Origin of the sequence: Pseudomonas sp. BN411 (assembly GCF_029871235.1) — a bacterium.
Lineage (GTDB): Bacteria > Pseudomonadota > Gammaproteobacteria > Pseudomonadales > Pseudomonadaceae > Metapseudomonas.
Genome location: NZ_SSOM01000065.1, coordinates 66,816 through 90,824 on the forward strand (window position 1 = coordinate 66,816; position 24,009 = coordinate 90,824).

27 protein-coding genes are annotated in these 24,009 nt (G+C 66.0%); 17 read left to right on the top strand and 10 right to left on the bottom strand.

Annotated features, from left to right (window positions below):
• Positions 1-145: 145 nt before the first annotated feature.
• Positions 146-718 (bottom strand): cysteine hydrolase family protein, encoded by a 573-nt coding sequence (locus E8F06_RS10515; protein ID WP_280366770.1) that lies wholly within the window; start codon positions 716-718, stop codon positions 146-148.
• Between the two features lie 92 nt (positions 719-810).
• On the opposite strand from E8F06_RS10515, the gene E8F06_RS10520 reads away from it, so the two are divergent.
• Entirely contained in the window at positions 811-1,290 is a 480-nt protein-coding gene (locus tag E8F06_RS10520) for an NYN domain-containing protein (protein WP_190826849.1), read from the top strand.
• A 25-nt stretch (positions 1,291-1,315) separates the two neighbouring features.
• The gene (locus tag E8F06_RS10525; protein WP_280366774.1) at positions 1,316-1,927 is read left to right on the top strand and encodes a 3'-5' exonuclease; all 612 of its coding nucleotides are present in this window, start codon (positions 1,316-1,318) and stop codon (positions 1,925-1,927) included.
• Between the two features lie 100 nt (positions 1,928-2,027).
• Here E8F06_RS10525 and E8F06_RS10530 read toward each other — a convergent pair whose 3' ends face one another.
• Positions 2,028-2,504 carry an Lrp/AsnC family transcriptional regulator gene (locus E8F06_RS10530; RefSeq protein WP_280366777.1) on the bottom strand — a complete coding sequence of 159 codons (477 nt, stop codon included), beginning with the start codon at positions 2,502-2,504 and terminating at the stop codon, positions 2,028-2,030.
• A gap of 162 nt (positions 2,505-2,666) precedes the next feature.
• On the opposite strand from E8F06_RS10530, the gene yedA reads away from it, so the two are divergent.
• From yedA to E8F06_RS10570, 8 genes are all read left to right on the top strand, one after another.
• Complete coding sequence (gene yedA, locus E8F06_RS10535) at positions 2,667-3,593, top strand: drug/metabolite exporter YedA (protein ID WP_280366779.1); 927 nt, start codon at positions 2,667-2,669, stop codon at positions 3,591-3,593.
• A gap of 61 nt (positions 3,594-3,654) precedes the next feature.
• The gene (locus E8F06_RS10540; protein ID WP_280366781.1) at positions 3,655-4,983 is read left to right on the top strand and encodes a DEAD/DEAH box helicase; all 1,329 of its coding nucleotides are present in this window, start codon (positions 3,655-3,657) and stop codon (positions 4,981-4,983) included.
• A gap of 212 nt (positions 4,984-5,195) precedes the next feature.
• On the top strand, positions 5,196-6,020 hold the full coding sequence (locus E8F06_RS10545; RefSeq protein ID WP_280366783.1) for a LuxR C-terminal-related transcriptional regulator: 825 nt from the start codon (positions 5,196-5,198) through the stop codon (positions 6,018-6,020).
• Between the two features lie 737 nt (positions 6,021-6,757).
• A complete protein-coding gene (locus E8F06_RS10550) occupies positions 6,758-7,876 on the top strand; it encodes an ABC transporter ATP-binding protein (protein WP_280366785.1) in 1,119 nt (372 codons plus the stop codon).
• A 57-nt stretch (positions 7,877-7,933) separates the two neighbouring features.
• On the top strand, positions 7,934-9,079 hold the full coding sequence (locus tag E8F06_RS10555) for a spermidine/putrescine ABC transporter substrate-binding protein (RefSeq protein ID WP_280366786.1): 1,146 nt from the start codon (positions 7,934-7,936) through the stop codon (positions 9,077-9,079).
• Between the two features lie 96 nt (positions 9,080-9,175).
• Entirely contained in the window at positions 9,176-10,087 is a 912-nt protein-coding gene (locus E8F06_RS10560) for an ABC transporter permease (protein WP_190826864.1), read from the top strand.
• Positions 10,087-10,899 carry an ABC transporter permease gene (locus E8F06_RS10565; protein WP_280366790.1) on the top strand — a complete coding sequence of 271 codons (813 nt, stop codon included), beginning with the start codon at positions 10,087-10,089 and terminating at the stop codon, positions 10,897-10,899. Before E8F06_RS10560 ends, E8F06_RS10565 begins: the two co-directional genes overlap by 1 nt.
• Positions 10,900-10,918: 19 nt before the next feature.
• The gene (locus E8F06_RS10570; RefSeq protein ID WP_280366792.1) at positions 10,919-12,388 is read left to right on the top strand and encodes an aldehyde dehydrogenase family protein; all 1,470 of its coding nucleotides are present in this window, start codon (positions 10,919-10,921) and stop codon (positions 12,386-12,388) included.
• A 134-nt stretch (positions 12,389-12,522) separates the two neighbouring features.
• Here E8F06_RS10570 and E8F06_RS10575 read toward each other — a convergent pair whose 3' ends face one another.
• The 4 genes from E8F06_RS10575 to E8F06_RS10590 all read right to left on the bottom strand — a co-directional run bounded on the left by E8F06_RS10575 (position 12,523) and on the right by E8F06_RS10590 (position 15,765).
• On the bottom strand, positions 12,523-12,984 hold the full coding sequence (locus tag E8F06_RS10575; RefSeq protein WP_280366794.1) for a PAS domain-containing protein: 462 nt from the start codon (positions 12,982-12,984) through the stop codon (positions 12,523-12,525).
• Between the two features lie 4 nt (positions 12,985-12,988).
• The gene (locus E8F06_RS10580) at positions 12,989-13,996 is read right to left on the bottom strand and encodes a response regulator (protein ID WP_280366796.1); all 1,008 of its coding nucleotides are present in this window, start codon (positions 13,994-13,996) and stop codon (positions 12,989-12,991) included.
• 88 nt (positions 13,997-14,084) lie between these two features.
• On the bottom strand, positions 14,085-14,450 hold the full coding sequence (locus E8F06_RS10585; RefSeq protein WP_280366798.1) for a VOC family protein: 366 nt from the start codon (positions 14,448-14,450) through the stop codon (positions 14,085-14,087).
• A gap of 76 nt (positions 14,451-14,526) precedes the next feature.
• Entirely contained in the window at positions 14,527-15,765 is a 1,239-nt protein-coding gene (locus E8F06_RS10590; RefSeq protein ID WP_280366801.1) for a TIGR03862 family flavoprotein, read from the bottom strand.
• Here E8F06_RS10590 and E8F06_RS10595 point away from each other — a divergent pair.
• A complete protein-coding gene (locus tag E8F06_RS10595; RefSeq protein ID WP_280366803.1) occupies positions 15,764-15,919 on the top strand; it encodes a hypothetical protein in 156 nt (51 codons plus the stop codon). The two genes, E8F06_RS10590 and E8F06_RS10595, sit on opposite strands and share 2 nt — an antisense overlap.
• 28 nt (positions 15,920-15,947) lie before the next feature.
• On the opposite strand, the gene E8F06_RS10600 is transcribed toward E8F06_RS10595, so the two are convergent.
• On the bottom strand, positions 15,948-16,871 hold the full coding sequence (locus E8F06_RS10600) for a histone deacetylase (RefSeq protein WP_280366804.1): 924 nt from the start codon (positions 16,869-16,871) through the stop codon (positions 15,948-15,950).
• Positions 16,872-16,941: 70 nt separating this feature from the next.
• On the opposite strand from E8F06_RS10600, the gene E8F06_RS10605 reads away from it, so the two are divergent.
• The 5 genes from E8F06_RS10605 to E8F06_RS10625 are packed head-to-tail and all read left to right on the top strand — an operon-like array spanning position 16,942 to position 20,975.
• On the top strand, positions 16,942-17,502 hold the full coding sequence (locus tag E8F06_RS10605; RefSeq protein ID WP_280366806.1) for a GNAT family N-acetyltransferase: 561 nt from the start codon (positions 16,942-16,944) through the stop codon (positions 17,500-17,502).
• A complete protein-coding gene (locus E8F06_RS10610; protein WP_280366809.1) occupies positions 17,499-19,103 on the top strand; it encodes a nitroreductase family protein in 1,605 nt (534 codons plus the stop codon). Before E8F06_RS10605 ends, E8F06_RS10610 begins: the two co-directional genes overlap by 4 nt.
• 31 nt (positions 19,104-19,134) lie before the next feature.
• Positions 19,135-20,004 carry an acyl-CoA thioesterase II gene (tesB, locus tag E8F06_RS10615; RefSeq protein WP_280366811.1) on the top strand — a complete coding sequence of 290 codons (870 nt, stop codon included), beginning with the start codon at positions 19,135-19,137 and terminating at the stop codon, positions 20,002-20,004.
• Positions 20,001-20,609, top strand: a complete 609-nt coding sequence (locus E8F06_RS10620) for an HAD family hydrolase (RefSeq protein ID WP_280366813.1) — start codon at positions 20,001-20,003, stop codon at positions 20,607-20,609. Before tesB ends, E8F06_RS10620 begins: the two co-directional genes overlap by 4 nt.
• Positions 20,610-20,639: 30 nt before the next feature.
• On the top strand, positions 20,640-20,975 hold the full coding sequence (locus tag E8F06_RS10625) for an endonuclease domain-containing protein (protein ID WP_280366816.1): 336 nt from the start codon (positions 20,640-20,642) through the stop codon (positions 20,973-20,975).
• Between the two features lie 192 nt (positions 20,976-21,167).
• Here the strand turns inward: E8F06_RS10625 and E8F06_RS10630 are convergent, their stop codons facing one another.
• From E8F06_RS10630 to E8F06_RS10640, 3 genes are all read right to left on the bottom strand, one after another.
• A complete protein-coding gene (locus E8F06_RS10630; RefSeq protein WP_280366817.1) occupies positions 21,168-22,040 on the bottom strand; it encodes a neutral zinc metallopeptidase in 873 nt (290 codons plus the stop codon).
• Between the two features lie 69 nt (positions 22,041-22,109).
• Positions 22,110-22,964, bottom strand: a complete 855-nt coding sequence (locus E8F06_RS10635; RefSeq protein WP_280366819.1) for a PhzF family phenazine biosynthesis protein — start codon at positions 22,962-22,964, stop codon at positions 22,110-22,112.
• A 60-nt stretch (positions 22,965-23,024) separates the two neighbouring features.
• Positions 23,025-23,459, bottom strand: coding sequence for a DUF411 domain-containing protein (locus E8F06_RS10640; RefSeq protein ID WP_280366821.1), 435 nt, complete (start codon positions 23,457-23,459; stop codon positions 23,025-23,027).
• 139 nt (positions 23,460-23,598) lie between these two features.
• On the opposite strand from E8F06_RS10640, the gene E8F06_RS10645 reads away from it, so the two are divergent.
• Entirely contained in the window at positions 23,599-23,982 is a 384-nt protein-coding gene (locus tag E8F06_RS10645) for a DUF4345 domain-containing protein (RefSeq protein WP_280367353.1), read from the top strand.
• The last annotated feature ends 27 nt before the right edge of the window (positions 23,983-24,009 follow it).

Genomic DNA, 24,009 nt, shown 5'->3' on the forward strand with positions numbered 1-24,009 from the left:
ACGGCCTGTGGCTGGAGTGACTGCCAGACGGCGCCGCCTGCCATGGCGGGCGCCTTGCTCCCTGCAACAGACCCGTGCGGTGGGTCTTGGCGTCTTCCCCGTTCTCGATGCGCGCGGGGTTAGCTGAAACTATAGACGCCCGCCTTCAGGGCGTTGGCCAGTTCGCCAGCAGTTCGTCCGTCGACAGCACCTGCGCGTATTCGCCCTGCAGGTTGGCCATGGCCATGTCGTGCACTTCCTCGGCGCTGCGCTGGCGGCCGGCGAAGTCGGTCTTGGCGAAGGTGTAGCAGGCGTCCGCGACGACCGTCGTGGCAAAGCCCAGGTTGCCGGCGCTGCGGGCGGTGGCTTCCACAGAGTTCTCGCTGGCTACGCCGACGATCACCAGCGCATCCAGGCCGCGCACCCGCAGCCAGTGCTCCAGACCGCTGTTGATGAAGGCATCGGGCACGTTCTTCTCCAGTACCTGCTCGCGCGCCCCGGGCATGAACTCGGGTTGGAAGAGGGCGCCGGGTTGACCGGGGGCGAATACCGAATGTGCCTCGCGGGAGATATGGCGGATGTGCACCAGCGGCCAGCCGGCTGCTCGCCAGCGTGCCAGCAGGGTGGCCATGTGGCGTTCGGCATCGGGGTTGTTGCGCGGCTTGTCGAGGCCTCGGATGCCCTGCTGCTGATCGATGATCAGCAGGGCACCGGGAGCGTTCTGCAGGGTCCTATCCACTTTCCATCCCCAGAGGCTGGCATACTGGCCGCAATCTACCCTTATACCGTCGCTGCCAGCCAGCCGCCCCCAGTCAGCCACGAGGATCCGCGTTGAAGAAAATCGCAGTATTCGCCGACGTGCAGAACCTCTACTACACGGTGCGTCATACCTACGGCTGCCATTTCCACTACAGCGCGTTCTGGCAGAGCGTCAGCGCCGAGGGCGATATCGTCGAAGCCAACGCCTACGCCATCGATCGCGGCGACCCGCGCCAGCAACAGTTCCAGCAGATCCTGCGCAACCTGGGCTTCAACGTGAAACTCAAGCCCTTCATCCAGCGCAGCGACGGTTCGGCCAAGGGCGACTGGGACGTCGGCATCACCATCGACGTACTGGACGCCGCGCCGCGCGTGGACCTCATCGTGCTGGCCTCCGGCGACGGCGACTTCGACCTGTTGCTGGATCGGGTGGCCAAGGCCCATGGCGTGGAAACCCTGGTCTATGGCGTACCTGGCCTGACCGCGCAATCGCTGATCCGCGCCGCCAGCCGCTACCAGCCCATCGAAAGTCCCCTGCTGCTGCGCAACTGAAACCCGCCCCAATCTGGACAATTCCGTGGACCCCATAGCCGTCATCGACTTCGAGACCACCGGCGTCATGCCGGGCAACGACTGCCGCGCCACCGAGATCGGCATCGTCATCCTGCAGGACGGGCGCATCGTCGACCGCTACCAGAGCCTGATGAATGCCGGTGTTCCGGTACCCGCCTTCATTCAGGGTCTGACCGGCATCACCACCGCCATGCTGCGCGAGGCTCCGCCCGTGGAGCAGGTGATGGGCGAGGCGGCGGACTTCATCGGCGACCTGCCGCTGCTGGCGCACAACGCCTCGTTCGACCAGAAGTTCTGGGACTACGAACTCGGCCGCATCGGCAGGACACGCCACCAGGCCTTCGCCTGCTCATTGCTGCTGGCCCGGCGCCTGTTGCCCGAAGCGCCCAACCACAAGCTCGGCACCCTCAATACCTGGGCGCGCCTGCCGAACACCGGCAAGGCTCACCGCGCTCTGGCCGACGCCGAGATGGCCGCCAACCTCACCCTGCACATTGCCGGACGTCTGCGGGAGAAGCATGGAATCGCGGAGGTCTCGCACAAATTGTTCTGCAGCTTGCAGAAAGTACCGGCGGCAAAGATTCCCGAAGCACTCAGGCGCCATCGGGAAGCCTGAGCCGCTTTTGTAGGTTGGTCCGAGCTCCGCGAGGCCCAACGATTCCGGGTCGGGTCCGCCTGTTGGGCTTCGCTTCGCTCTGCACCAACCTACGGATAGATCAGCCCTTCACCGTGCGCAGGGTTTCCACCTTGCCGCGTTCCTGCAGCACGGCGGGAATACGCTGCTCGAACGGCGTGGAGAGGATGAGCGACGTCTTGGTTGCGCCGAACTGGCCGATCTGGTCGATCAGGTCCTGCAGCTCCGGCATCGACGCCACGGCCGCCTTGATCAGCAGGCAGGCATCGCCGGTAACGCGGTGGCATTGGGTCAGCTGCGGGATCTTCTCCAGGGCTTCCTGGGTACGCTTGTAGTCACGGTCGGTGATGCGCAGTTCGATCACGCATTCGATGGGCGAGCCCAGCTTCGCCAGGTCCACGCCGGCGTGGTAGCCGGTGATGATCCCGGCGGCCTCCAGCTTGGCCACGCGGTCGGCCACCGCCGGCGGTGACAGGTTGACCCGGCGCGCCAGGTCGGCGAAGGAAGCGCGGCCGTTCTCGATCAGGGCCGACAGCAGCAGGCGGTCGTACTTGTCCACAGGTGCCTCCGAAAGTGGCCTCCTTCGAATCGAAGGGTGGAGCCGGTGAATTCGATGATTTGCAAGGTAGGGCCGGGGATCAAGCAGGCTTTCTGCCTTATTTCCCCGCCGAAGCCTTTCATAGAATAGACACCTCATTCCTGCCTGTGTCGAGTTCCGATCATGCCCGCGCGCCGCTTTCCGCTCCTGCTCATAGGGGCATTCATCGCTCTCTATCTGATCTGGGGTTCCACCTACCTGGCAATTCGTATCGGTGTCGAATCCTGGCCGCCGCTGTTGATGGCCGGGGTCCGCTTCGTCGTGGCCGGCGCCCTGATGTACGGCTTCCTGCGCTGGCGCGGGGCCCCCAACCCGACCTGGCAGGAGTGGAAGTCCGCTGCTGCCATTGGCTTTCTGCTGCTGAGCTGCGGCAACGGTGGCGTGACCCTGGCCGAAGACCTCGGCGTGGCGTCCGGCGTCGCCGCCCTGGCGGTGGCCACCGTGCCGCTGTTTGCGCTGCTGTTCGGGCTGATCTGGGGCCAGCGCACCACGCGCCTGGAATGGGCCGGCATCCTGCTCGGGCTGATCGGTATCGGCCTGCTCAACCTCGGCTCCAACCTCCAGGCCAGCCCGCTGGGGGCCGTGCTGATCATCTTCGCTGCGGCGTCCTGGTCCTTCGGCTCCATGTGGAGCAAGAACCTCAAGCTGCCCGCCGGCCCCATGGCCAGCGCGGTGGAAATGCTCGCAGGCGGCGTCGCCCTGCTGGCTGGCAGCCTGCTCAGCGGCGAGCGCATGGTCGCCGCGCCCACGCTGGCCGGTTGGGGTGCGCTGGCCTACCTGATCGTGTTCGGCTCCATCATCGCCTTCAGCTCCTACCTCTACCTGCTGAAGAACGTGCGTCCGGCGGCGGCCACCAGCTACGCCTACGTCAACCCGGCGGTGGCGGTGCTGCTGGGGATCGCGTTCGCCGGCGAGACCATCGGCATCGAAGAGGGCCTGGCCATGCTGGTGATCATCGGCGCCGTGGTGCTGATCGGCCTGCCGCAATGGCGCGAACGCAAGGAAGCCAAGGCGCTGGCGGACGAAGAGCTGCAACAGCAGACCAGTTGATCCCGGAGGTCGTGGGCGGCCTGATAGAATTGCGGCTTTTCCGCACACTATGGCTGCCCCGATGACCTTCGCTTCTCTCGGCCTGATCGAACCCCTGCTGCGCGCCACCGAGGCGCTCGGCTACCAGACCCCATCGCCGGTACAGGCCGAGGCGATTCCCGCCGTCCTCAAGGGCCGCGACCTGATGGCCGCCGCCCAGACCGGCACCGGCAAGACTGCAGGCTTCGCCCTGCCGCTGCTGCAGAAACTGACCCAGGAAGGCCCGCAGGTGGCCAGCAACTCGGTTCGTGCCCTGGTGCTGGTGCCCACCCGCGAACTGGCCGAGCAGGTCAACGAGAGCTTCCGCGTCTACGGCCAGCATCTGCCACTGCGCAACTACGCGGTCTACGGTGGCGTCAGCATCAACCCGCAGATGATGAAGCTGCGCAAGGGCATCGACGTCCTCGTCGCCACCCCCGGCCGGTTGCTCGACCTCTATCGGCAGAACGCCGTGAAGTTCAACCAGCTCCAGGCGCTGGTACTGGACGAGGCCGACCGCATGCTCGACCTGGGTTTCGCCCGCGAGCTGGACGAGCTCTTTTCCGCACTGCCGAAGCGCCGCCAGACCCTGCTGTTCTCCGCCACCTTCTCCGACGCCATCCGCCAGATGGCCGGCGAACTGCTGCGCGACCCGCTGTCCATCGAGGTCAGCCCGCGCAACGCCGCCGCGAAGAGCGTGCGCCAGTGGCTGATCCCCGTGGACAAGAAGCGCAAGAGCGAATTGTTCCTGCACCTGCTGGAAGACCGTGGCTGGGGCCAGGTGCTGGTCTTCGTCAAGACCCGCAAGGGCGTCGACCAATTGGTGGATGAACTCCAGGCCCAGGGCGTCAGCGCCGATTCGATCCACGGCGACAAGCCGCAGCCCTCGCGCCTGCGCGCCCTGCAGCGCTTCAAGGCAGGAGAAGTGCAGATCCTCGTGGCCACCGATGTGGCGGCCCGTGGCCTGGACATCGACGACCTGCCCCTGGTAGTCAACTTCGACCTGCCCATCGTCGCCGAAGACTATGTGCACCGCATCGGCCGTACCGGCCGCGCCGGCGCCACCGGTGAGGCGGTATCGCTGGTGTGTGCCGACGAGGTGCAACTGCTGGCGGCCATTGAAGTGCTGATCCGCCAGACCCTCCAGCGTCGCGACGAGCCGGATTTCATCCCCGATCACCGGGTGCCCATGACCGATGCCACCGGCCAGGTGATCAAGAAGCCGAAGAAACCCAAGAAGCCCAAAGAGCCCCAGGCCGTCGCTGGCAAGCCAGGCAAGGGCGCAGCGCTGGGCCGCTGGATCGACAGCGAAAAGCCCAAGGTTAAATCGGTGCGCAAGTCGCCCGGATTTGGCAAGGCGAAGAAGGGCTGATTCCCGGCCCGGGCGTCACCGCATTGTGGTGATGGGTGACGCCTGATGGGGCAACGGGAACCGGATTGGGGCAGGGCGGGGAACCGGCACCCCCGTGCCAGAGCGGGCGGTTGGGCTTTCAGGATATTGGCGCACTTCCTGCATTTCTGTTCGAAATGCTGAACGCCTATCTATAGTGATTGAAGCGCAGCCCAACCTCAGGCATTTCCCACATGCGCCACAAGGAACTCAAACACTGGACCACCGGTGTTGCCCACCTGCTCGCCCAGCCCGCCGGGCGGGCCCGTCTGCTCGGCCTCAGCCAGTGGTTGCAGCAGGCCTGCCATGTCGACCACTTCGTGCTCTTCATCTATGAAGGCAATCACCGGCCGCTGGCCCTGTTCGATACCTTCCCCCCCGACAAGCGCCATGTGTATGTCGAGGACTACCAGGTCGGCCCCTATCTCCTGGACCCCTTCTACCTCGCCTGCACCCGCAACCAGGCCTCTGGCCTCTGGCGTCTGCGTCAATTTGCGCCGGACCACTTCTACCTGGGCGAGTACTACGTCACCTACTACCAGCAGACCGGCCTGACCGAGGAGATCGCCTTCTTCATCGACCTGGCCGACGGCGCCAAGGCGGTGCTCTCGCTGATGCGCAGCGCCTGCAGCCCGGCCTACAGCCGGGACGAGATGCAACTGCTGGACTGTGCCCAGCCAGTGGTGGAGCAGGTGGTCAACGAAGCCTGGGAACTGGCCCGTGCCCACGCGCCACGCCCGGCGCAGGACCTGGACTACAAGATCCGCGAAGCCTTCGACCAGTTCGGCGCCCACGTGCTGACCGCGCGCGAGCAGGAGGTGGTGCAGATGCTCCTGCGCGGCCACTCCAGCGCCTCCGTGGCCGAGCACCTGGCCATCAGCCCCGGCACGGTGAAGATCCACCGCAAGAACATCTACGCCAAGCTGGGCATCGGCAGCCAGTCGGAGCTGCTCGGGCTGTTCGTGCGTGAACTGGCCGGCCAGCGCGACGACCCCGAACCGCTGCGCAAGGCGGTCTAGCCTTATCGCTATTGGCGATTTAAACGGCTCTGATCAATAACTATCCAGCACAAGCCGGATCAGCCGCCATCGGCCTCCGGCGCGGGTGCCCACGAGTTATCCACAATGATTTGCACAGAAATTGTGGGCAGCGGGCACACCTGTGGGGGCGAATTCATTCGCGATGGGCAACGCAGTTGCCCCCTCAAGATTGCACAGGGCAGACCTGCGGCCTGCTTGGCGAATGAATTCGCCCCCACAAGGAGGCTGCTCAAAAACCGAGCAATTGCCTCTATCCCCTGCGGCACGTGCCTCGCAGCCAGTCTTCCACTAGTTATCCACAATTGATCCCACAGAAAATGTGGGCAGCGGGCATACCTGTAGGGGCGAGTTCATTCGCCAAGGGCAACGCAGTTGCCCCTCGAGATTGCACAGGGCAGACCTGCGGCCTGCTTGGCGAGTGAATTCGCCCCTACAAGGCTGATCGGCCTTCGTAGGATGGGTTGAGCGAAGCGATACCCATCGGCTCGTCATCGCGATTGAAATCTCCCCCACAAAGAGCGCCTGCTCAAAATCCGTCCATCCCTCGAAACTCTCCGCCGGCCGGGGCGTCCAGCCCTCCATCCATAACTTATCCACACCATGCTCCACAGTTTCTGTGGAGGGCGCGTCTATCCCCGGAGGGATATATACAGCCGAAAACCGCCATTGGTAGCGTGTTGCCATATGCCAAGAACACCTGAAAAAAGGGGCCGGCCGTGAGCGATGCAAACGAGTTCTTCGATATCGAGTTCCGCCATGTGGTCAAGCGCTATGGCGCGGTCTCGGCGGTCAACGGCCTGAACTTCAAGGTGCGGCGCGGCGCTTTCCATTCCTTTCTCGGCAGCTCCGGCTGCGGCAAGACCACCACCCTGCGGATGATCGCCGGCTTCGAGCAGCCCACCGAAGGCGAAGTGCTGCTGGCCGGGCGTTCGGTGGCCGGGGTTCCGGCGCACCAGCGGCCGGTGAACATGGTGTTCCAGAGTTATGCACTGTTCCCACACCTCTCGGTGGCGGAGAACATCGCCTATGGCCTGCGCTACCACCAGCCGCGCCCGGATCGCGCCGGGCAGCGCCGCATGGCCGACGAGGCGCTGGAGATGGTGCGCCTGTCCGGCTTTGGCCAGCGCAAGCCCCACGAACTGTCTGGCGGCCAGCAACAGCGGGTGGCCCTGGCCCGCGCTCTGGTGAACAAGCCCACGGTGCTGCTGCTGGACGAACCCCTGGCGGCACTGGACCGCAAGCTGCGCAAGGAGATGCAGTCCGAACTGCTGCGCCTGCAACGCGAGGTGGGCATCACCTTCGTGCTGGTCACCCATGACCAGGAAGAGGCGCTGTCCATGAGCGACAGCATCAGCGTCATGCAGGACGGCCAGATCCTCCAGAGCGCCAGCCCCGAGCAGCTCTACGAAACCCCGGCGAGCCGCTACGTGGCCGACTTCATCGGCGAATCCAACCTGTTCGACGGCACCGTGCGGCGCATCGAGGATGGCCGCGTGCTGCTGGAAACCACCCACGGCCTGCAACTGGCCAGCCCGCAGACGCCCACCGGCCCGGCCCTCAAGGCCTCCGAGCCGGGCTGCATCGCCGTGCGCCCGGAGCTGATCGCCATCGGTGCCGGGGCCGAGGCGCTGCCCCGCGAGATCAGCCTGCCCGGCCAGGTGGTGGACCGCATCTACCTTGGCAACCTCACCGAGTACCGCGTGCGCACCGAGCCCTTCGGCATCGTCTGCGTGCGTGTGCCGCGCCATGGCCAGCACGAGCGTTCGGCCTTCGAACACGGCTCGCCGGTACGCATCGGCTGGGACCAGGCGAGCGGCCTGGCGATGACGCTGTAGAGAGACGCAGTAGGCGAAGGACAAGAACAACCAACCCTTGAAAGGCAGGTGGCAGCAATGGATCGGAAAGACTTCATCAAGCAACTGCGCAGTTGGCAGAACGGCTCCATCAGCCGTCGCGAGTTCCTCGGCCGGACCGGCCTCGGCGTGGCCATGGCGGTAATGGCCGCCAACATGCCGGGCCTGCTCACCAGCAACCGGGCCTTCGCCGCAGAAAAGGGCTCCCTCGGCGACCGCGTGGTCCTGGCTACCTGGCCGAACTACCACAATGCCGAGAACTTCGCCGCCTTCGCCGAGCAGACCGGCGCCCAGGTGCAGATGAACGTGTTCGGCTCCAACGAAGAGATGCTCGCCAAGCTGCAGGCCGGTGGTAGCGGCTGGGACGTCTTCGTGCCCACCAACTACACCATCAGCACCTACGCCGAGCTGGGGTTGATCGAGCCGCTGGACCTGTCACGCATCCCCAACTTCGATCCGTCCTCCTACGAGAAGCGCTTCATGGAGCAGGGCGTGATCAACGGCAAGACCTACGCCGTGCCCAAGGATTGGGGCACCACCGGGTTCGTCTACGACAGCAAGAAGATCAAGGCCAGGCCCACCACCTGGAAGGAGTTCTGGGAGCTGAGCAAAGGCGAAGCCACTGGCCGGGTGATGGTTCACGACTATCAGCTGACCGTGATCGGCAACGCCCTGAAGTCCTTCGGCTACAGCTTCAACTCCATCGACCCGAAGGAGCTGGCCGACGCCGAGAAGCTGCTGCTGGAGGTCAAGCCGCATCTGTTCGCCATCAACTCCGACTACCAGCCGTCCATGCGCAACGGCGATGCCTGGATGGCCATGTGCTGGACCGGCGATGCCTCGCAGCTGCATCGCGACTTGCCGGAAATGACCTACGTGCTGGGCCGCGAGGGCGGTGAAATCTGGAGCGACTTCTTCGCCATTCCGAAGAGCGCCGAGCGGCCGGATGCGGCCTACGCGTTGATCAACTACCTGCTCGATCCGAAGGTGAACAAGCGCGAGGTGGAGGCCCACGGCTACCCCAGCGGCGACAAGCGCGTGGATGCGATGCTGCCCAAGGCCATGCTCGATGACCCGATCATGTACCCGGCCGCCGACCTGCTCAGCGCCTTGGAGTTCGGCGCCGCAGCCACCCTGACCAGCCCGGCCCGGGCGGAACTGATGGCGCGCTTCAAGGCGGCCTGACCCATGGCGCTGTAGGAGCGAGCTTGCTCGCGAAGCCGTTCGCGAGCAGAGCTCGCTCCTACGAAAGCCGCAGTAATGAACCGTAGGGAATCTTCCATGAACGTCGCCCTCAGCGCCCCGGCGCTGGCCGATGCGGGCCAGGCCGCGCCTGCCGAAAGCCGCAGCCTCGGCCGTCGCGTCACGCTGCTCCTGCTGTTGCCGTCCACCTTGTGGTTCCTGCTGCTGCTCCTGCTGCCGCTGGTGATCATCCTGGTCTTCAGCCTGGGCGAGCGCAGCCCCGTGGGGGGCTACAGCGCCGCCCTGACCCTGGACAACTACCTGAACCTCGGCTCGCGGGCAAAGGCCTTCTACAACACCCTGCTGCTGGCGCCGCTGGGCACCCTGGTGTGCCTGCTGGCCGCCTACCCGCTGGCGTATTTCCTCGCGGTGAAGGTGCAGCGCAGCCGCTCGCTGCTGCTGACCCTGGTGATCGTGCCCTTCTGGACCAGCTTCCTGATCCGTACCTACGCCTGGATCTTCATCCTCGGCGGCAAGGGCATCCCGGCGCTGCTGGCGATGGTGGGCCTGGATGACGTGCGCCTGATCAACACGCCGACCGCGGTGCTGATCGGCATCGTCTACGGCTACCTGCCGCTGATGGTGTTTCCCATCTACGTCAGCCTGGAAAAGCTCGACAAGCGCCTGCTGGAAGCCTCGTCTGACCTGGGCGCCAGTGCCTTCGAGACCTTCCGCCGGGTGACCCTGCCGCTGTCGGCGCCCGGCGTCATCACCGGCAGCATGCTGGTGTTCATCCTGCTCATGGGCGAGTTCCTGATCCCGGCCATCCTCGGCGGCGGAAAGGTGTTCTTCGTCGGCAACGCCCTGGTGGACCTCTTCCTGCAATCGCGCAACTGGCCGTTCGGCAGCGCGGTGGCCATGACCCTGGTGGCGATGATGCTGGTGATCATCGCCCTCTACCTGAAACTGGTGGCGCGCTACGGCAAGCGCGGCACGGAGGGGATGCTCTGATGTGGCTGCGCAGCTATTCCACCTCGCTCTACCTGTTCCTCTATGCCCCCATTGCGCTGATCGTGCTGTTCTCGTTCAACGCCGGGCGTAGCGGGCTGTCATTCGAATGTTGCTCGGTGCAGTGGTTCGGCCGCGCCTTCGGCAATCCGTTCATCATCGAGGCCCTGGGCACCAGTGCGCTGATCGCCTTCTGCTCGGCGGTGATCGCCACGCTCTTCGGCACCCTCGCGGTGTTCGGCCTGCAGCGGGCGGGCAAGCGGGTGCGGCTGTTCTTCGATGCCATGACCTACTGCGCGATCATCATCCCCGGCATCGTCATCGGCATCGCCACCCTGATTGCCTTCATCAGCCTGTTCGAAGTGGTCAACCCGCTGCTCGACCTGCTTCTGGGGGCGGGTCTGCCGCGCCTGCGCATGGGCCTGATCACGGTGATCGCCGCGCACTCGTTGTTCACCATGGCGCTGGTGATCGTGATCGTCCGCACCCGCGTCGAAGCCTTGGACAAGGCCCTGCTGGAAGCTTCCGCCGACCTCTACGCACCGCCCTTGGAAACCTTCCGCCGGGTGACCCTGCCGCAGATCGCACCGGCGATCCTCGCCGGCTTCCTGCTGGCGTTCACCTTCAGCTTCGACGACTTCATCGTCGCCTTCTTCGTGGCCGGCTCGGAGACCACGCTGCCGATCTACATCTTCTCGTCGATCCGCCGGGGCATCACACCGGAGATCAATGCCATTTCCACGGTGATCATCTGCGTCTCCCTGGCGCTGCTGTTCACCTCCCGCTACCTGCAGAACCGCCGCAGTGGCGCCTGAGCGCCCATGGAGCAGAGCCATGCGTGACCAGCTTTACATCAACGGGCAATGGGTCCGCCCCGACCTGGGCGGTTATTTCGAGGTGCTGGACCCCAGCAGCGGCGACCTGATCCAGCGCGTACCGGCGGCCACCGAGGAAGACATCGACCATGCCGTGCATGCCGCCCGACAGGCCTTCAATCGAGGCTGGGGACAAAGCAGCGGGGCCGAGCGCGCCAGCTGGCTGGAAGCCCTGGCCAGCGAACTGGAAGGCCGCCAGGACGCCCTGGCGGTGCTGGAAGTGCGGGACAACGGCAAGCCGCTGCCGGAGGCGCAGTGGGACATCGCCGACGCCATCGGTTGCTTCCGCTACTACGCCGAACTGGCGCGGGAACTGGACGACCGCCAGGACGAGCCGCTGGCGCTGCCGGACGATCGCTTCAGCTGCCGTATCCGCTATGAGCCGGTGGGCGTGGCCGGGCAGATTATCCCCTGGAACTACCCGCTGCTGATGGCCGCGTGGAAGGTCGCCCCGGCCTTGGCGGCGGGAGCCACCTGCGTGCTCAAACCGTCGGAACTGACGCCCCTGTCCGCGCTGGAACTGGCCGGCGCCGCCGAACGCATCGGCCTGCCGTCGGGCGTGCTCAATGTGGTCACGGGCCTCGGCAGCGAGGCGGGCGGCCCGCTCAGCCAGCATCCGGGGGTGGATAAGCTGGCCTTCACCGGCAGCGTGCCGACGGGGGCGAAGATCATGTCGGCGGCGGCGGCCGACATCAAGAACATCAGCCTGGAGCTGGGCGGCAAGTCGGCCTTCATCGTGTTCGACGACGCCGATGTGGAAGCCGCCGTGGAATGGATCATGTTCGGCATCTTCTGGAACCAGGGCCAGGTGTGCAGCGCCACGTCGCGCCTGCTGGTGCAGGAAGGCATCGCCTCGCGCCTGATCGAGCGCCTGGTGGAAGAAACCCGGCGCATCAGCATCGGCCCTGGCCTGGAACGTGGCGTGCTGCTGGGGCCGCTGGTGAGTGCCGGGCAGTACCAGAAGGTCGTGGGCATGGTCGAACAGGGCAAGCAGGAGGCCAGCCTGCTCACCGGCGGCAAGCGGCCCGCGCACCTGTCCCACGGCTACTTCATCGAGCCGGCAGTGTTTGACGAGCCAGCGGACAACAGCCGTATCTGGCGCGAAGAGATCTTCGGCCCGGTGCTGTGCGTGAAGCGCTTCAAGACCGAGACTGACGCCCTGCGCATGGCCAACGACAGCCGCTTCGGCCTGGCCGCTGCGGTGATGAGCGCCGACCTCGACCGCGCTGCGCGGGTGGCCAACGGCCTGCGCGCCGGCATCATCTGGGTCAACTGCTCGCAGCCCACCTTCACTCAGGCACCCTGGGGCGGCATGAAGCAGAGCGGCATCGGCCGGGAACTGGGGCGCTGGGGGCTGGAGAATTACCTGGAGGTGAAGCAGGTGACCGAGTACAGAAGCACCGAGCCTTGGGGGTGGTACATCAAATAACGGGGGATTTCGGGTGCATTCCAATGTGGGGGCGAATTCATTCGCTAAGGGCAGCGCAGCTGCCCCCATTGGTTTCGGCAGGGCAGGCCTGCGGCCTGCTTGGCGATTGAAATCGCCCCCACAAAAGGTTGCCCCTACAGGAGCTGCGGACGACGGGTCTCCGCCAACTGCCGCTTCAACCGCGCCACTTCGGTCATGTCGGTGATCACCAGGCACACGCGCTCCACCTTGCCGCCTGCAGCGGCGAGGGGCAGGACGGTGAGATTCTGGTACATGAAGTCCTCTTCGCCGGTGATCGGCCGGTAGTTGTCGAAGCGGATCAGGTAGGGCCGCTGCTCCCACAGGCTGAAGGCGCGGGTGCCGAGCTGCAGCACACTGTCCACCTTGCGTCGCAACCAGTTGCGGTCGATCTCCGGGAACAGCTCGAAGAGGTTCTTGCCGTGTACCCGGTCGGGGCCGAGGCCCGAATGGTTTTCCATGAAGCTGTTCCACACCTCGACGTGGTACTGGCGGTCCAGGACCACTACGCCGACGTCCAGGCACTGGACGATATCGAGCAGCCAGTGGAGTTCCTTGAAATCGATCTGTGCCGGCATGGGGTCAGTCCATCAGGTAGTGGATCTTCTGGGTCAGGCGCGCGATGGAGGTTTCGGTGAAGAGCAGCAGCAGGTCGAAGTGCAGGTTGTGGTCTTCAATGGCGTAGCTGATCTCCACGGCCAGCGTCTTGCGCCAGCGCCGGTTGTTGAGCTGGAACAGCCGTTCGATGGAGCTGTGCCGGCCGAGCAATTGCGGGTGGCCCTGGGAGAAGCGCACGTCGATCTGTTCGGCGATGCCGGCAAGGCAGGCGCCGATCAGGATGCTCGCCAGGTCCAGCTGGATCTCCGCTTCCTCGTTCTCGCCCTGGGGGCGGCAGCCGAGCAGGCGCGCCACCTCGGCGCTCTCGGCATCGTGGAACAGCAGCAATGCCTCGCCGGCGATGGATTCGCCGATGAACCCCTGACACACCGCCGACAGCCGTTCGCCGCGCTGGGCATCGGCCAGGGCCATGTGCAGTTCGCTGACTTCGAAGAGGTTGACGTTGGGCACCGGCAGCTGCACGAACACCCCGAGCACCCGCGCCAACAGGGCGGCGGCGCGGCCCATGGCGACGTTGCTGACTTCGCGCAGGGCATCGCGGAAGTTCACCCGCAGGTCCGGATCGGTGCGCACCGGGATGCCGCTCAGCGGGCTGGTGGACGGCGCCGGGCGCAGCAGCCCCAGGCGGATCAGGGTTTCCCGCAGCTCGTCCGGATCGGCGGGCTTGCGGATGAAGGCCAGGGCGCCGAGCTCGTGAACGCGGCGCTGGGCTTCTTCCTGGATATCGCCGGAAATCACTACCACCCGTGACTTCAACCCCTCGGCGCGGATTCGGCTGAGGACCTGGTAGCCATCCATCACCGGCATGGTCAGGTCCAGCAGGACCACCTGGCCCTGGCCCTGGCGTATCGCTTCAAGGGCTTCTTCGCCGTTGCTTGCCTGGGTGATATGCACCGGCCAGTCCAACGGCAGCGCGCGAATCAACTGCTTGCGCGCCATCATCGAGTCGTCGCAGACGAGGAGGGGAATCACCTTGGGGGCACCGCATGGAGAAAGCTGGACTCTGGGCAAGCATAGACGCTGGCCGCGTGCCAGCCGACACCTCGCGGCCAGCTTCCGATCAGATGTTCTGTCCGATGCGCCAAAGGACGCCACTAGGGTCGATGAGGACAAAGTCGCGCATCCGCCAGGGCTGGTCCTGGGGCGGCACCACCCGTAAACCGTAGCGCTCGATCACGCCGGAGTTCTGCACGTGCTGCCACCAGGCTTCAACGTCCTTCACTTGCAAATGCATCATCAGGTTCTCCGCAAACTCCTTGGTGTAGAAGTTCTGGAGGAGGAAGGCACTGTGGCCGTATCGGAAGTAACTGACCTCGTCCGAGGTGCTGCACATCTCGAAGCCGAGGTCGCGGTAGAAGTCCTTGCTTTGTGCGTAATCCTTCGCCGGCACGAAGGCTTTGATCTCGATGGTGTCCAGTGTGCTCATGGGGCTTTCCCTGACAGTAGCGATGGACAGGCGATCACGGTGGAAGCGGCCCTCTGACGGGGCCTGGAGCGGGATGCTACGCGAGCTCTCGGGGCTGCGAAAGCCAGCGCAGCGCACCCTGTGCCGCCGCTCGTCCACTGGCGAAGCAGGCGGTGAGCAGGTAGCCGCCGGTGGGCGCTTCCCAGTCGAGCATCTCGCCGGCGCAGAACACCCCCGGCAATTGCCTGAGCATCAGGCCTTCATCCATGGCCTCGAAGGGCACGCCACCGGCCGAACTGATGGCCTCGTCCAGCGGACGCGCCCGTACCAGCGTCAGCGGCAGGGCCTTGATCACGGCGGCCAGACGCGCAGGGTCGAGGAAATCGTCCTTGGCCGACAGCTCCCGCAACAGGCCGGCGCGGGCACCGTCGATGCCCAGCTGGCTGTGCAGGTGCTTGGCCATGGAGCGCGAACCGCGCGGGCGCGCCAGGGCCTTGGTGACCTTATCCACAGAGTGGTTGGGCAGCAGGTCCAGGTGCAGGGTGGCGCTGCCGGTGGCGTTGATCCGCTCGCGGATGGCGGCGGAAAGGGCGTAGATCAGGCTGCCTTCCACGCCGTTGGCGGTCAGCACGAATTCACCCAGGCGCGGTGCCTGGTCATCCAGGCGAATGGCCGTCGACTTGATCGGCGCGCCGGCGAACTTCTCTTGCAGCAGTGGGCTCCAGCCGGCCACCTCGAAACCGCAGTTGCTGGGTTGCAGCGGCGCGATGGTCAAGCCGCGCTGTTCCAGCAGCGGCACCCAGGCGCCGTCCGATCCCAGCCGTGCCCAGCTGCCACCGCCGAGCGCCAGCACGCAGGCGTCGGCACGGACGCTCGTTTCACCAGCGGGGGTAGCGATGCGCAGCGCACCGTCCTCGGCCCAGCCGAGCCAGCGGCTGCGGGTATGGATGAGTACGCCTTGCTCGCGCAGGCGCTTGAGCCAGGCGCGCAGCAGCGGAGCGGCCTTCATGTCGGTGGGAAAGACCCGGCCCGAGGTGCCGACGAAGGTGTCGATGCCCAGGCCGTGAATCCAGGCGCACAACTCGTCGGCGCCGAAACCTTCCAGCAACGCGCCTACCTCTTCGCGGCGTGCGCCGTAGCGGCCGACGAAGGGGGCCTTCGCTTCCGAATGAGTGATGTTCATCCCGCCCACGCCGGCCAGCAGGAACTTGCGTCCCACCGAGGGCATGGCATCGAACAACTCCACCCGCGCACCGCCCAGGGCCAGGGCTTCGGCGGCCATCAGGCCGGCAGGGCCGCCACCGATCACGGCGACGAAGGGGGAGGAGTCGTTCATGGGAATAAAAGAGAAGGAGTTGGGAAAGGGCGCATTCTACTGCACGCCGCTCGGCTGGACACGGCATGTTGTGGGGGCGAATTCATTCGCGATGGGCGGCGAAGCTGCCCCGAGGAAGTCTATTGGGCAGGCCAATGGCCTGCTCAGCGATTGAAATCGCCCCCACAGGAAACGCACATTGCTTAGCGCCCCAGCCCCATCTCCCGCCAGACCCGATCCGCGCTGTGATGGAGGATGCCATGCCGCTTTGCCAGGGCCGCGCGGTCCTTGCTGTAGCCACCACCGATCACGCCCACCACCGGGATGTCGCGCCCCAGGCAATGGCGGATTACCCGCTCATCACGCTCGGCCACGCCGGCGTCGGTGAGTTGCAGGTAGCCCAGGGCATCGTCCTTGTGCACATCCACGCCGGCGTCGTAGAGCACCAGGTCCGGCTGATACAGCGGCAACAGATAGTTCAGCGCATCCTCCACCACCTGCAGGTAGTCGGCGTCGCCCATGCCCATGGGCAAGGGGATGTCCCAATCGCTCTCGGCCTTGCGCGCGGGGAAGTTCTTCTCGCAGTGCAGGGAGACGGTGATGGCTTCCGGGGTATCGGCCAGCAAGCGCGCGGTGCCATCGCCCTGGTGCACGTCGCAGTCGAAGATCAGCACCCGCTGAACCTTGCCCGCCTCCAACAGGTAGCGGCTGATCACCGCCAGGTCGTTGAAGATGCAGAAGCCCGCCGCGTGGTCGAAGTGCGCGTGGTGGGTGCCACCGGCCAGATGGCAGGCCAGGCCGTGCTCAAGCGCCAGGTCGGCGGCCAGCAGCGAACCGCCCACTGCGCGCACGGTGCGCCGCGCCAGTGGTTCGCTCCAGGGGAGGCCGAGGCGGCGTTGTTCGTCGCGGCCCAGGTCGCCGTCGAGGAAACGCCGGATGTAGTTGGGGCAATGGGCGAGCGCGAGTACGTCTGGCGGGCAGATGTCCGGGCGATGCAGGCGCGCATCGGTGGTCAGGCCGCTGTCCAGCAGGTGCTCGTAGAGCAGGCGGAATTTCTCCATGGGAAAGCGGTGTTCCGCCGGAAAGGGCGGACTGTAGTCGTCGTGGTACACCAGCGGCAGGAACATCGATCAGCACTCGGGGCGGGACGCAGGGCAGTATTATGAGGCCTTCGAGCCAGGTTCAAGAGTAAGCCCCGTGCCCCCGATCGAACTGCATACCCCGCGCCTGCACCTGCGTGCCTGGCGCGACGATGACCTGACGGCCTTCGCCGAACTCAATGCCGACCCCGAGGTGATGCGGCACTTTCCCGCCTGCATGAGCCGCGAGCAAAGCGATGCCCTGGCGACCCGCATCCACCAGCACACCCAGCAGTACGGATTCGGCCAGTGGGTGGTCGAGCACCGCGGGGACGGTGGCTTTGTCGGCGTCGTCGGCCTGCAGAACGTGAACTTCGACCAGCACTTCACCCCGGCGGTGGAAATCGGCTGGCGCCTGATGCACCGCTACTGGGGGCACGGTCTGGCCAGCGAGGCGGCGCAGGCGGCCCTGGCGTTCGGCTTCGAGTCCATGCAGCTGGCGGAGATCGTGGCGTTCACCGTGCCGGGCAACCTGCGTTCCCAGGCGGTGATGACGCGAATCGGGATGCAGCGCGACATGCAGGGCGACTTCGAGCATCCGCTTCTGCCCGAGGGGCATCCACTGCGCCTCCATCTGCTCTACCGCTTGGGCCGCGCCGAATGGGAAGCCTTGCGATGAGCGATGCCGTACGTGCCTACCACGAGCTCAGCAAGCACCGTCCGGACCGCTTCGCGCCCGGGCCCGGCCAGCTCGACTGGGCGACCCAGCCGGCGCCCTTCCGCCGCTACGCCGGGGCGCGTGTGCTGGAGTTGTGGCATCGCCCGCTGGAAGAAACGCCGGGCTACGACGCGGTGTTCGCCGCCCCGGTCGGCGCGCCGGCCCCCCTGAATCGCGAAAGCCTGTCGCAACTGCTGTACGACAGCCTGGCCATTTCCGCCTGGAAGGAGGCGGGTGCGAGCCGCTGGGCGCTGCGGGTCAACCCGTCCTCCGGCAACCTGCATCCCACCGAGGCCTACCTGCTGCTGCCGGCAGGCGCGGTGGAGGAGGGCGCCCTGCTGGCCCACTACGCCCCGGACGTCCATGGGCTGGAAATCCGCAGCGAGTTGCCGGCGCCCCTGGCCGAGCAGTTGTCCGCAGTGCTGCCGGCGGATGGCTTCCTGCTGGCGCTCGCCAGCATTCCCTGGCGCGAAGCCTGGAAGTACGGCGAGCGCGCCTACCGCTATTGCCAGCACGACCTGGGTCATGCCCTGGCGGCACTGGCCATCGCCGCCAGTGCCCTGGGCTGGCAGGTGCGGGTGATGGGCGGAGTCGCTGAAGAAACCCTGGATGCCCTGCTGGGGCTGGACCGGCCTGGCTTCGTCGAGCGCGAGTACGCTGACGTGCTGCTGTGGATAGGCCCGGCGCATGAGTTGGAGTTCGCCCTTGGCCAGTCCCTGCAGGATGGCCTCGCCGCCCTGGAGTTGCATGGCACACCGAATCGCCTGTCCCGCGAGCAGCGCCACTGGCCCGAACTGGAGCGAGTCCACGAACTCTGCCGGGCGCCGCGCCTGCCGCCGGCCGACTGGCGCGCAGCCGAGGCCCGCGCGGTTGTGGATAACCCCGGGCTGCCGTTGCGCCCGCTGCTGCACCGCCGGCGCAGCGCGCAGTCCATGGATGGTCGCAGCGGTATCCAGGCGGACCTGTTGCTGGCCTGGCTGCGCCGCCTGATGCCGAAGAATTCGCCGGTGCCCTTCGCCAGCCTTGGCGATGCGCGGGTCGACCTGCTGCTGTTCGTCCATCGCGTCCAGGGCATGGCGCCGGGCCTCTACTGGCTGGCACGCGGGGCCGCTGCGGAAAGCGAACTGGCCCAGGGCCTGCGGGGGGATTTCCTCTGGCAGCGGGCCAGCGACGAGCTGCCGCTGTACCGCCTGCTGGAAGGCGATGCCCGTGGCCTGGCGGGCTTTCTGTCCTGCGGCCAGGACATCGCCGCCGATGGTTGCGTCGCGGTGGCCATGCTCGCCCGCTTCGACGCTGCCCTGGAGCGGGGCGCCTGGTGTTATCCGCGCCTGTACTGGGAGTGCGGGCAGATCGGCCAGTTGCTCTACCTGGAAGCCGAGGCCGCCGGGATATCGGGGACTGGCATCGGCTGCTACTTCGACGATTCGGTGCATGAATTGCTGGAAATGGCCGACAGTCGCTGGCAAAGCCTTTACCATTTCACCATTGGCCGCGCGCTGTGGGACGAGCGCCTGACGACGCTACCGGCCTATCCCGAACTACGAAGACCGCCCCGGCCATGACCGGAGCGGCAGCCTTGCAGAGGAGAATTCCATGACCCAGGTGCTCGACGAGCTGGTCGCGCTGCTGAGCCTCGAATCCATCGAAGAGAACCTGTTCCGTGGCGTCAGCCAGGACCTCGGTTTCCGCCAATTGTTCGGCGGCCAGGTGCTTGGCCAGTCGCTCTCCGCCGCCAGCCAGACGGTCGAGTCCGAGCGCCATGTGCACTCCCTCCACGGATACTTCCTGCGCCCCGGCGATGCCACCCTGCCGGTGGTCTACTCGGTGGAGCGGGTGCGTGATGGCGGCAGCTTCAGCACTCGCCGCGTCACTGCCATCCAGAAGGGGCAGCAGATCTTCACCTGCAGCGCGTCCTTCCAGCAGGACGAAGAAGGCTTCGAGCATCAGCTGACCATGCCCGAGGTACCGGGGCCGGAGAACCTGCCGAGCGAGCTGGAACTGGCGCGCAAGAATGTGCATCTGCTGTCAGAGCGCGTGCGCGACAAGTTCCTCTGCGCCAAGCCCATCGAGATCCGCCCGGTCACACTGGAAAACCCATTCGACCCGCGTCCAGGCGAGCCGGTGAAGCACGTCTGGTTCCGCGCCGACGGCAGCCTTCCGGACATCCCTGCGATCCACAAGTACATCCTCGCCTACGCCTCGGACTTCGGCCTGCTGACCACGTCCATGCTCCCCCACGGTGTGTCGGTGTGGCAGAAATTCATGCAGGTGGCCAGCCTTGACCATGCCCTGTGGTTCCACCGCGACCTGCGCGCGGATGACTGGTTGCTCTACTCCATGGATAGCCCCTGGGCCGGCAATTCCCGCGGCTTCTCCCGCGGCAGCATCTTCAACCGCGCCGGCCAGCTGGTGGCCTCGGTGGCCCAGGAAGGCCTGACCCGCCTGCGCGAGGATTGGAAGTGACGGTTCCGAACACCGAACTTGGGCGATACCGCCACTGGGTGTTCGACATGGATGGCACGCTGACCATCGCCGTGCATGACTTCGCCGCGATTCGCGTGGCCCTGGACATCCCGCCGGAGGACGACATCCTCCACCACCTCGCCGCCCTGCCCGATGACGAGGCAGCCGCCAAGCACGCCTGGCTGCTGGAGCACGAACGGGAGCTGGCGCTGAACGCCCAGCCCGCTGACGGCGCCATCGAGTTGGTTCGCGAACTGCACCAGCGCGGCTGCCAGCTCGGCATCCTCACCCGCAATGCCCATGAATTGGCCCTGTTGACCCTGGAAGCCATCGGACTGGGCGACTGCTTCGCTACCGACGACATCCTCGGCCGCGGCGAGGCCCCACCCAAACCCCACCCTGGCGGCCTGCTGCACCTGGCCGGGCGCTGGCAAGTCCCGCCCCGCGAACTGGTGATGGTGGGCGACTACCGCTTCGACCTCGACTGCGGCCGCGCCGCCGGGGCGGCAACCGTGCTGGTCAACCTGCCGGACAACCCCTGGCCGGAACTGGCGGACTGGTTTGCGCGGGATTGTGGGGAGTTGTTGGGGATGGTGGGAGAGTAAGGGGCGGGTGATTGCGAGCAAGGAGGCTCAATGGAACTCAAGAAATTTGCCAGGGAATTGCGCAGCAACATGACTGATGCTGAGCATCACCTCTGGTACTACCTGCGCGGACATCGGTTCTTCGGACTCAAGTTCAAACGACAGAAGCCAATGGGTCACTACATAGTCGACTTCATTTGCCTGGAACAGCGGCTGGTGATTGAACTGGATGGTGGCCAGCATCAGGAACAGGCTGACCGGGATGGCGAACGCGATCGCTGGCTGTCAGAGCAGGGCTATCGGGTATTGCGCTTCTGGAATCATGAGGTGCTGAGGGATACGGACGCCGTGCTTGAGGCGATAGGACGTGCGCTGGGCAAACTCTGACCCACTCCCCAGCCCTCTCCCACACGTGGGAGAGGGGGCGGTCCGAGTGCGTCATGACTTGGTCGCTCTGATCAGGCTCTCTCCCGGCTGCGTGAGTGGGGCGGTCCGTGCTGGTCATGACCAGATCGCGCCGATCAGGCTCCCTCTCCCGCCTGCGGGAGAGGGCGGGGGGAGAGGGCAGATGACGGTGAGCTAAAGCCTCGCCGTCGAAAACGTATCGCAGCGCCCCACTTCCCCCTTCTCGAACCCCATCTTGAACCAGCGCACCCGCTGCGCCGAGGTTCCGTGGGTGAAGGAGTCAGGCACCACCTGGCCACGGCCCTGGCGCTGCAGGCGGTCGTCGCCGATGGCGTTGGCGGCGTTCAGGGCTTCTTCCAAGTCGCCGGGTTCCAGCCAGTTGAGGCGCTTCTGCGCGTGGTAGGCCCAGACGCCGGCCAGGCAGTCCGCCTGGAGTTCCTGGCGCACCAGCAGGCCGTTGTCGCCTTCCACCCGTTCGCCGCGCTGGCGGGCGGCGTTGACCTTGGCCGAGACGCCCAGCAGGGTCTGCACGTGGTGGCCTACTTCGTGGGCAATCACATACGCCTGGGCAAAATCGCCGGCGGCCAGGAAGCGGCTAGCCATTTCCTCGAAGAAGTCCAGGTCCAGGTAGACCTTGCGATCACCCGGACAGTAGAAGGGGCCGACCGCCGATGAGGCGAAGCCGCAGGCCGATTGCACGCCGCCGTTGAACAGCACCAGGGTCGGGTCCTGGTATTGGCGACCGGCGGCCTGGAAGATCTCGCGCCAGGTGTCCTCGGTGTCGCCGAGGATAGCGCGGACGAACTCGCGCTCCTCCGGGGTGCCCGTCGGCATGGCCGACTGCTGCTGGGGATTGACCGAGGCGTTCTGCTGAGTGATCTGGCCGAGGATCTGCAGCGGGTCCTCGCCCATCAGCAGGGCGACCACCACCACAATCGCGATCCCGCCCAGTCCCAGTCCCTTGCCACCGCCCAGGCGCATACCGCCGCCACCCATGCCTCCAGCGTCTTCCACATTGTCGCTGCGACGCGCTTTTTGCCAGCGCATGACCTCTCTCCACACAGAATGCGAGTTATTCAGTGTTGACGCTGGTGGCGAGTGTCGCCAGCCCGGTCGTCAGCCCAACTCGGACAGGGGTGGCAGCAGGCGAGCGTGGGCCAGGAGTTGGACCTCGCCGCCCACCAGCACATTGCCGGCTGCGGTGACGCACACGTCGAGCCGGCTCGGGCGGCCGAGGAAGCGGCCCTGGGCCAGGGCGAAGGGCTGGTCGGGGCGCTCCAGCCCCTGGGCTACGCGCCAGGCGGCCACCGGTCCTGCGGCACTGCCGGTGGCGATGTCTTCCACCACGCCAAGCGGGTCCCAGGTGCGGCCTTCGCGGGCGTCCACATCCATCAGGAAGACGAAGGCGGCGCCGATGCCGGCCAGGGCATCGTCCAGCAGTTCGCGCTGCTTCGCCGCCGCCAGTCCGGCGGCGGTCACCGGTAGCAGCAGGTAGGGCAGGCCGGTGCTGACCACCTGGGCGGGATAGCGGCGGTCGCGCTCACTGCCGAAGGCCGCAGCGAAGGTATCGGCGGCGGCATCGTCCAGCACCTGGCCGAACTCCGCAGGCCCTTGGTCCATCTCGGCATAGAAACCCTTGCCGTGGCGGCGGGTAGCGATGTGCACCTGCTTCTCCGGCAATTGCAGCAGCCACTCGGCGTCGGACTTGCCGCCATGCAGCTGATGCAGCAGCGCGGCGGCGCCGAGTATGGGGTGGCCGGCGAAGGGCAGTTCCTCTTCCACCGTGAACACCCGCGCGGAGAAGGCGTTGTGGGCATCCAGCGGCGCCAGGAAGATCGACTCGAATTGCCGCAGCTCGCGGGTCAGCTCCTGCATGGCGGCGGGGGAAAGGCCGCGGCAATCGGGGAAGACGGCCAGGCCATTGCCGGCCAGGACCCGTTCAGCAAACACATCGACTTGCCAGTATTCCATTTCAGGCTCCAGGGAAATGAAAACGGCCGCACCAGGCGGCCGTTGCGTGAACGCGTGGATTCAGCGTGCAGGATACTCGCTGAGCACGCTCAACTTGCCACCCTGGGCGACGCCGACCACCTGGTAGGCGTCCTGGCGGTCGCCCATTTCCATGCCGGGGGAGCCGATGGGCATGCCCGGTACGGCGGCGCCCAGCAGGTCGGGACGCTCGCGTAGCTTCAGCACGTCGCTGGCCGGCACGTGTCCCTCGACGAACTTGCCGTCCACCACGCCGGTGTGGCACGAGCCGAGCTGGTAGGGCACGCCGACGCGCATCTTCACCGCGGCCATGTTGGTTTCCTCGTGGTCGCGGACCTGGATGCCGTTGTCCCGCAGGTGGGTGATCCATTCCTTGCAGCAGCCGCAGTTAGGGTCGCGGTAGACGTCCATGGTGATGGGGTCGGCGGCCTGGGCGATGCCGGCGAACAGGGTAGTGAGCAGGAGGAGGGAACGCATGTGGACTCCTTGCGGCCAGACCGGCCGGAGACAAAGAAAGGGAGCATAGCGCCGCACCGATTCCGTCCCAAGCACAGGTCTGTTTCAGACTGTTCCCGAGCGGCCTATGCTTTTTCTGACCTTCGCGCGAGATTCGCCGATGCTCTTCACCCGCATCCTGCTTGGCCTGCAGGCCCTGATCCTTGCCGTCTTCGGCCTGGCCTACTTCATCCGCCCGGAAGAAATGGCCAGCCTCAGCGGCATGCTGTTGATGGACCCTTCCGCGGTCACCGATGTGCGTGCCTGGTACGGCTGCCTGCCGCTCGGCATCGCCGCGTTCCTCCTGCTCTCGCAACTGCGCCTGCAACTGGCGCGAGCCTCGCTGGACCTGCTGGTGCTGGTCTACGTCGCCCTCGCCCTGGGACGGATCAGCGGGCTCTGGCTGGACGGCAGCCTGGGGCAGACCTTCAACCTCTATGCGCTGCTGTTCGAGGTGGTGTCGGCAGGACTCGCCTTCGTCGCCCTGCGTAGGCTGGATAGCTGATATATCCAAAAGAGCTATAAATATTTT

Excerpts from the sequence above, each read along its gene's own strand:
- E8F06_RS10560 (WP_190826864.1), top strand. The coding sequence starts at position 9,176 with ATGAACGTCGCCCTCAGCGCCCCGGCGCTGGCCGATGCGGGCCAGGCC.
- E8F06_RS10555 (WP_280366786.1), top strand. The coding sequence starts at position 7,934 with ATGGATCGGAAAGACTTCATCAAGCAACTGCGCAGTTGGCAGAACGGC.
- yedA (WP_280366779.1), top strand. The coding sequence starts at position 2,667 with ATGCCCGCGCGCCGCTTTCCGCTCCTGCTCATAGGGGCATTCATCGCT.
- E8F06_RS10630 (WP_280366817.1), bottom strand. The coding sequence starts at position 22,040 with ATGCGCTGGCAAAAAGCGCGTCGCAGCGACAATGTGGAAGACGCTGGA.
- E8F06_RS10595 (WP_280366803.1), top strand. The coding sequence starts at position 15,764 with ATGGGAATAAAAGAGAAGGAGTTGGGAAAGGGCGCATTCTACTGCACG.
- E8F06_RS10565 (WP_280366790.1), top strand. The coding sequence starts at position 10,087 with ATGTGGCTGCGCAGCTATTCCACCTCGCTCTACCTGTTCCTCTATGCC.
- E8F06_RS10645 (WP_280367353.1), top strand. The coding sequence starts at position 23,599 with ATGCTCTTCACCCGCATCCTGCTTGGCCTGCAGGCCCTGATCCTTGCC.
- E8F06_RS10545 (WP_280366783.1), top strand. The coding sequence starts at position 5,196 with ATGCGCCACAAGGAACTCAAACACTGGACCACCGGTGTTGCCCACCTG.
- E8F06_RS10625 (WP_280366816.1), top strand. The coding sequence starts at position 20,640 with ATGGAACTCAAGAAATTTGCCAGGGAATTGCGCAGCAACATGACTGAT.
- E8F06_RS10635 (WP_280366819.1), bottom strand. The coding sequence starts at position 22,964 with ATGGAATACTGGCAAGTCGATGTGTTTGCTGAACGGGTCCTGGCCGGC.
- tesB (WP_280366811.1), top strand. The coding sequence starts at position 19,135 with ATGACCCAGGTGCTCGACGAGCTGGTCGCGCTGCTGAGCCTCGAATCC.
- E8F06_RS10590 (WP_280366801.1), bottom strand. The coding sequence starts at position 15,765 with ATGAACGACTCCTCCCCCTTCGTCGCCGTGATCGGTGGCGGCCCTGCC.
- E8F06_RS10540 (WP_280366781.1), top strand. The coding sequence starts at position 3,655 with ATGACCTTCGCTTCTCTCGGCCTGATCGAACCCCTGCTGCGCGCCACC.
- E8F06_RS10600 (WP_280366804.1), bottom strand. The coding sequence starts at position 16,871 with ATGTTCCTGCCGCTGGTGTACCACGACGACTACAGTCCGCCCTTTCCG.
- E8F06_RS10640 (WP_280366821.1), bottom strand. The coding sequence starts at position 23,459 with ATGCGTTCCCTCCTCCTGCTCACTACCCTGTTCGCCGGCATCGCCCAG.
- E8F06_RS10610 (WP_280366809.1), top strand. The coding sequence starts at position 17,499 with ATGAGCGATGCCGTACGTGCCTACCACGAGCTCAGCAAGCACCGTCCG.
- E8F06_RS10585 (WP_280366798.1), bottom strand. The coding sequence starts at position 14,450 with ATGAGCACACTGGACACCATCGAGATCAAAGCCTTCGTGCCGGCGAAG.
- E8F06_RS10575 (WP_280366794.1), bottom strand. The coding sequence starts at position 12,984 with ATGCCGGCACAGATCGATTTCAAGGAACTCCACTGGCTGCTCGATATC.
- E8F06_RS10570 (WP_280366792.1), top strand. The coding sequence starts at position 10,919 with ATGCGTGACCAGCTTTACATCAACGGGCAATGGGTCCGCCCCGACCTG.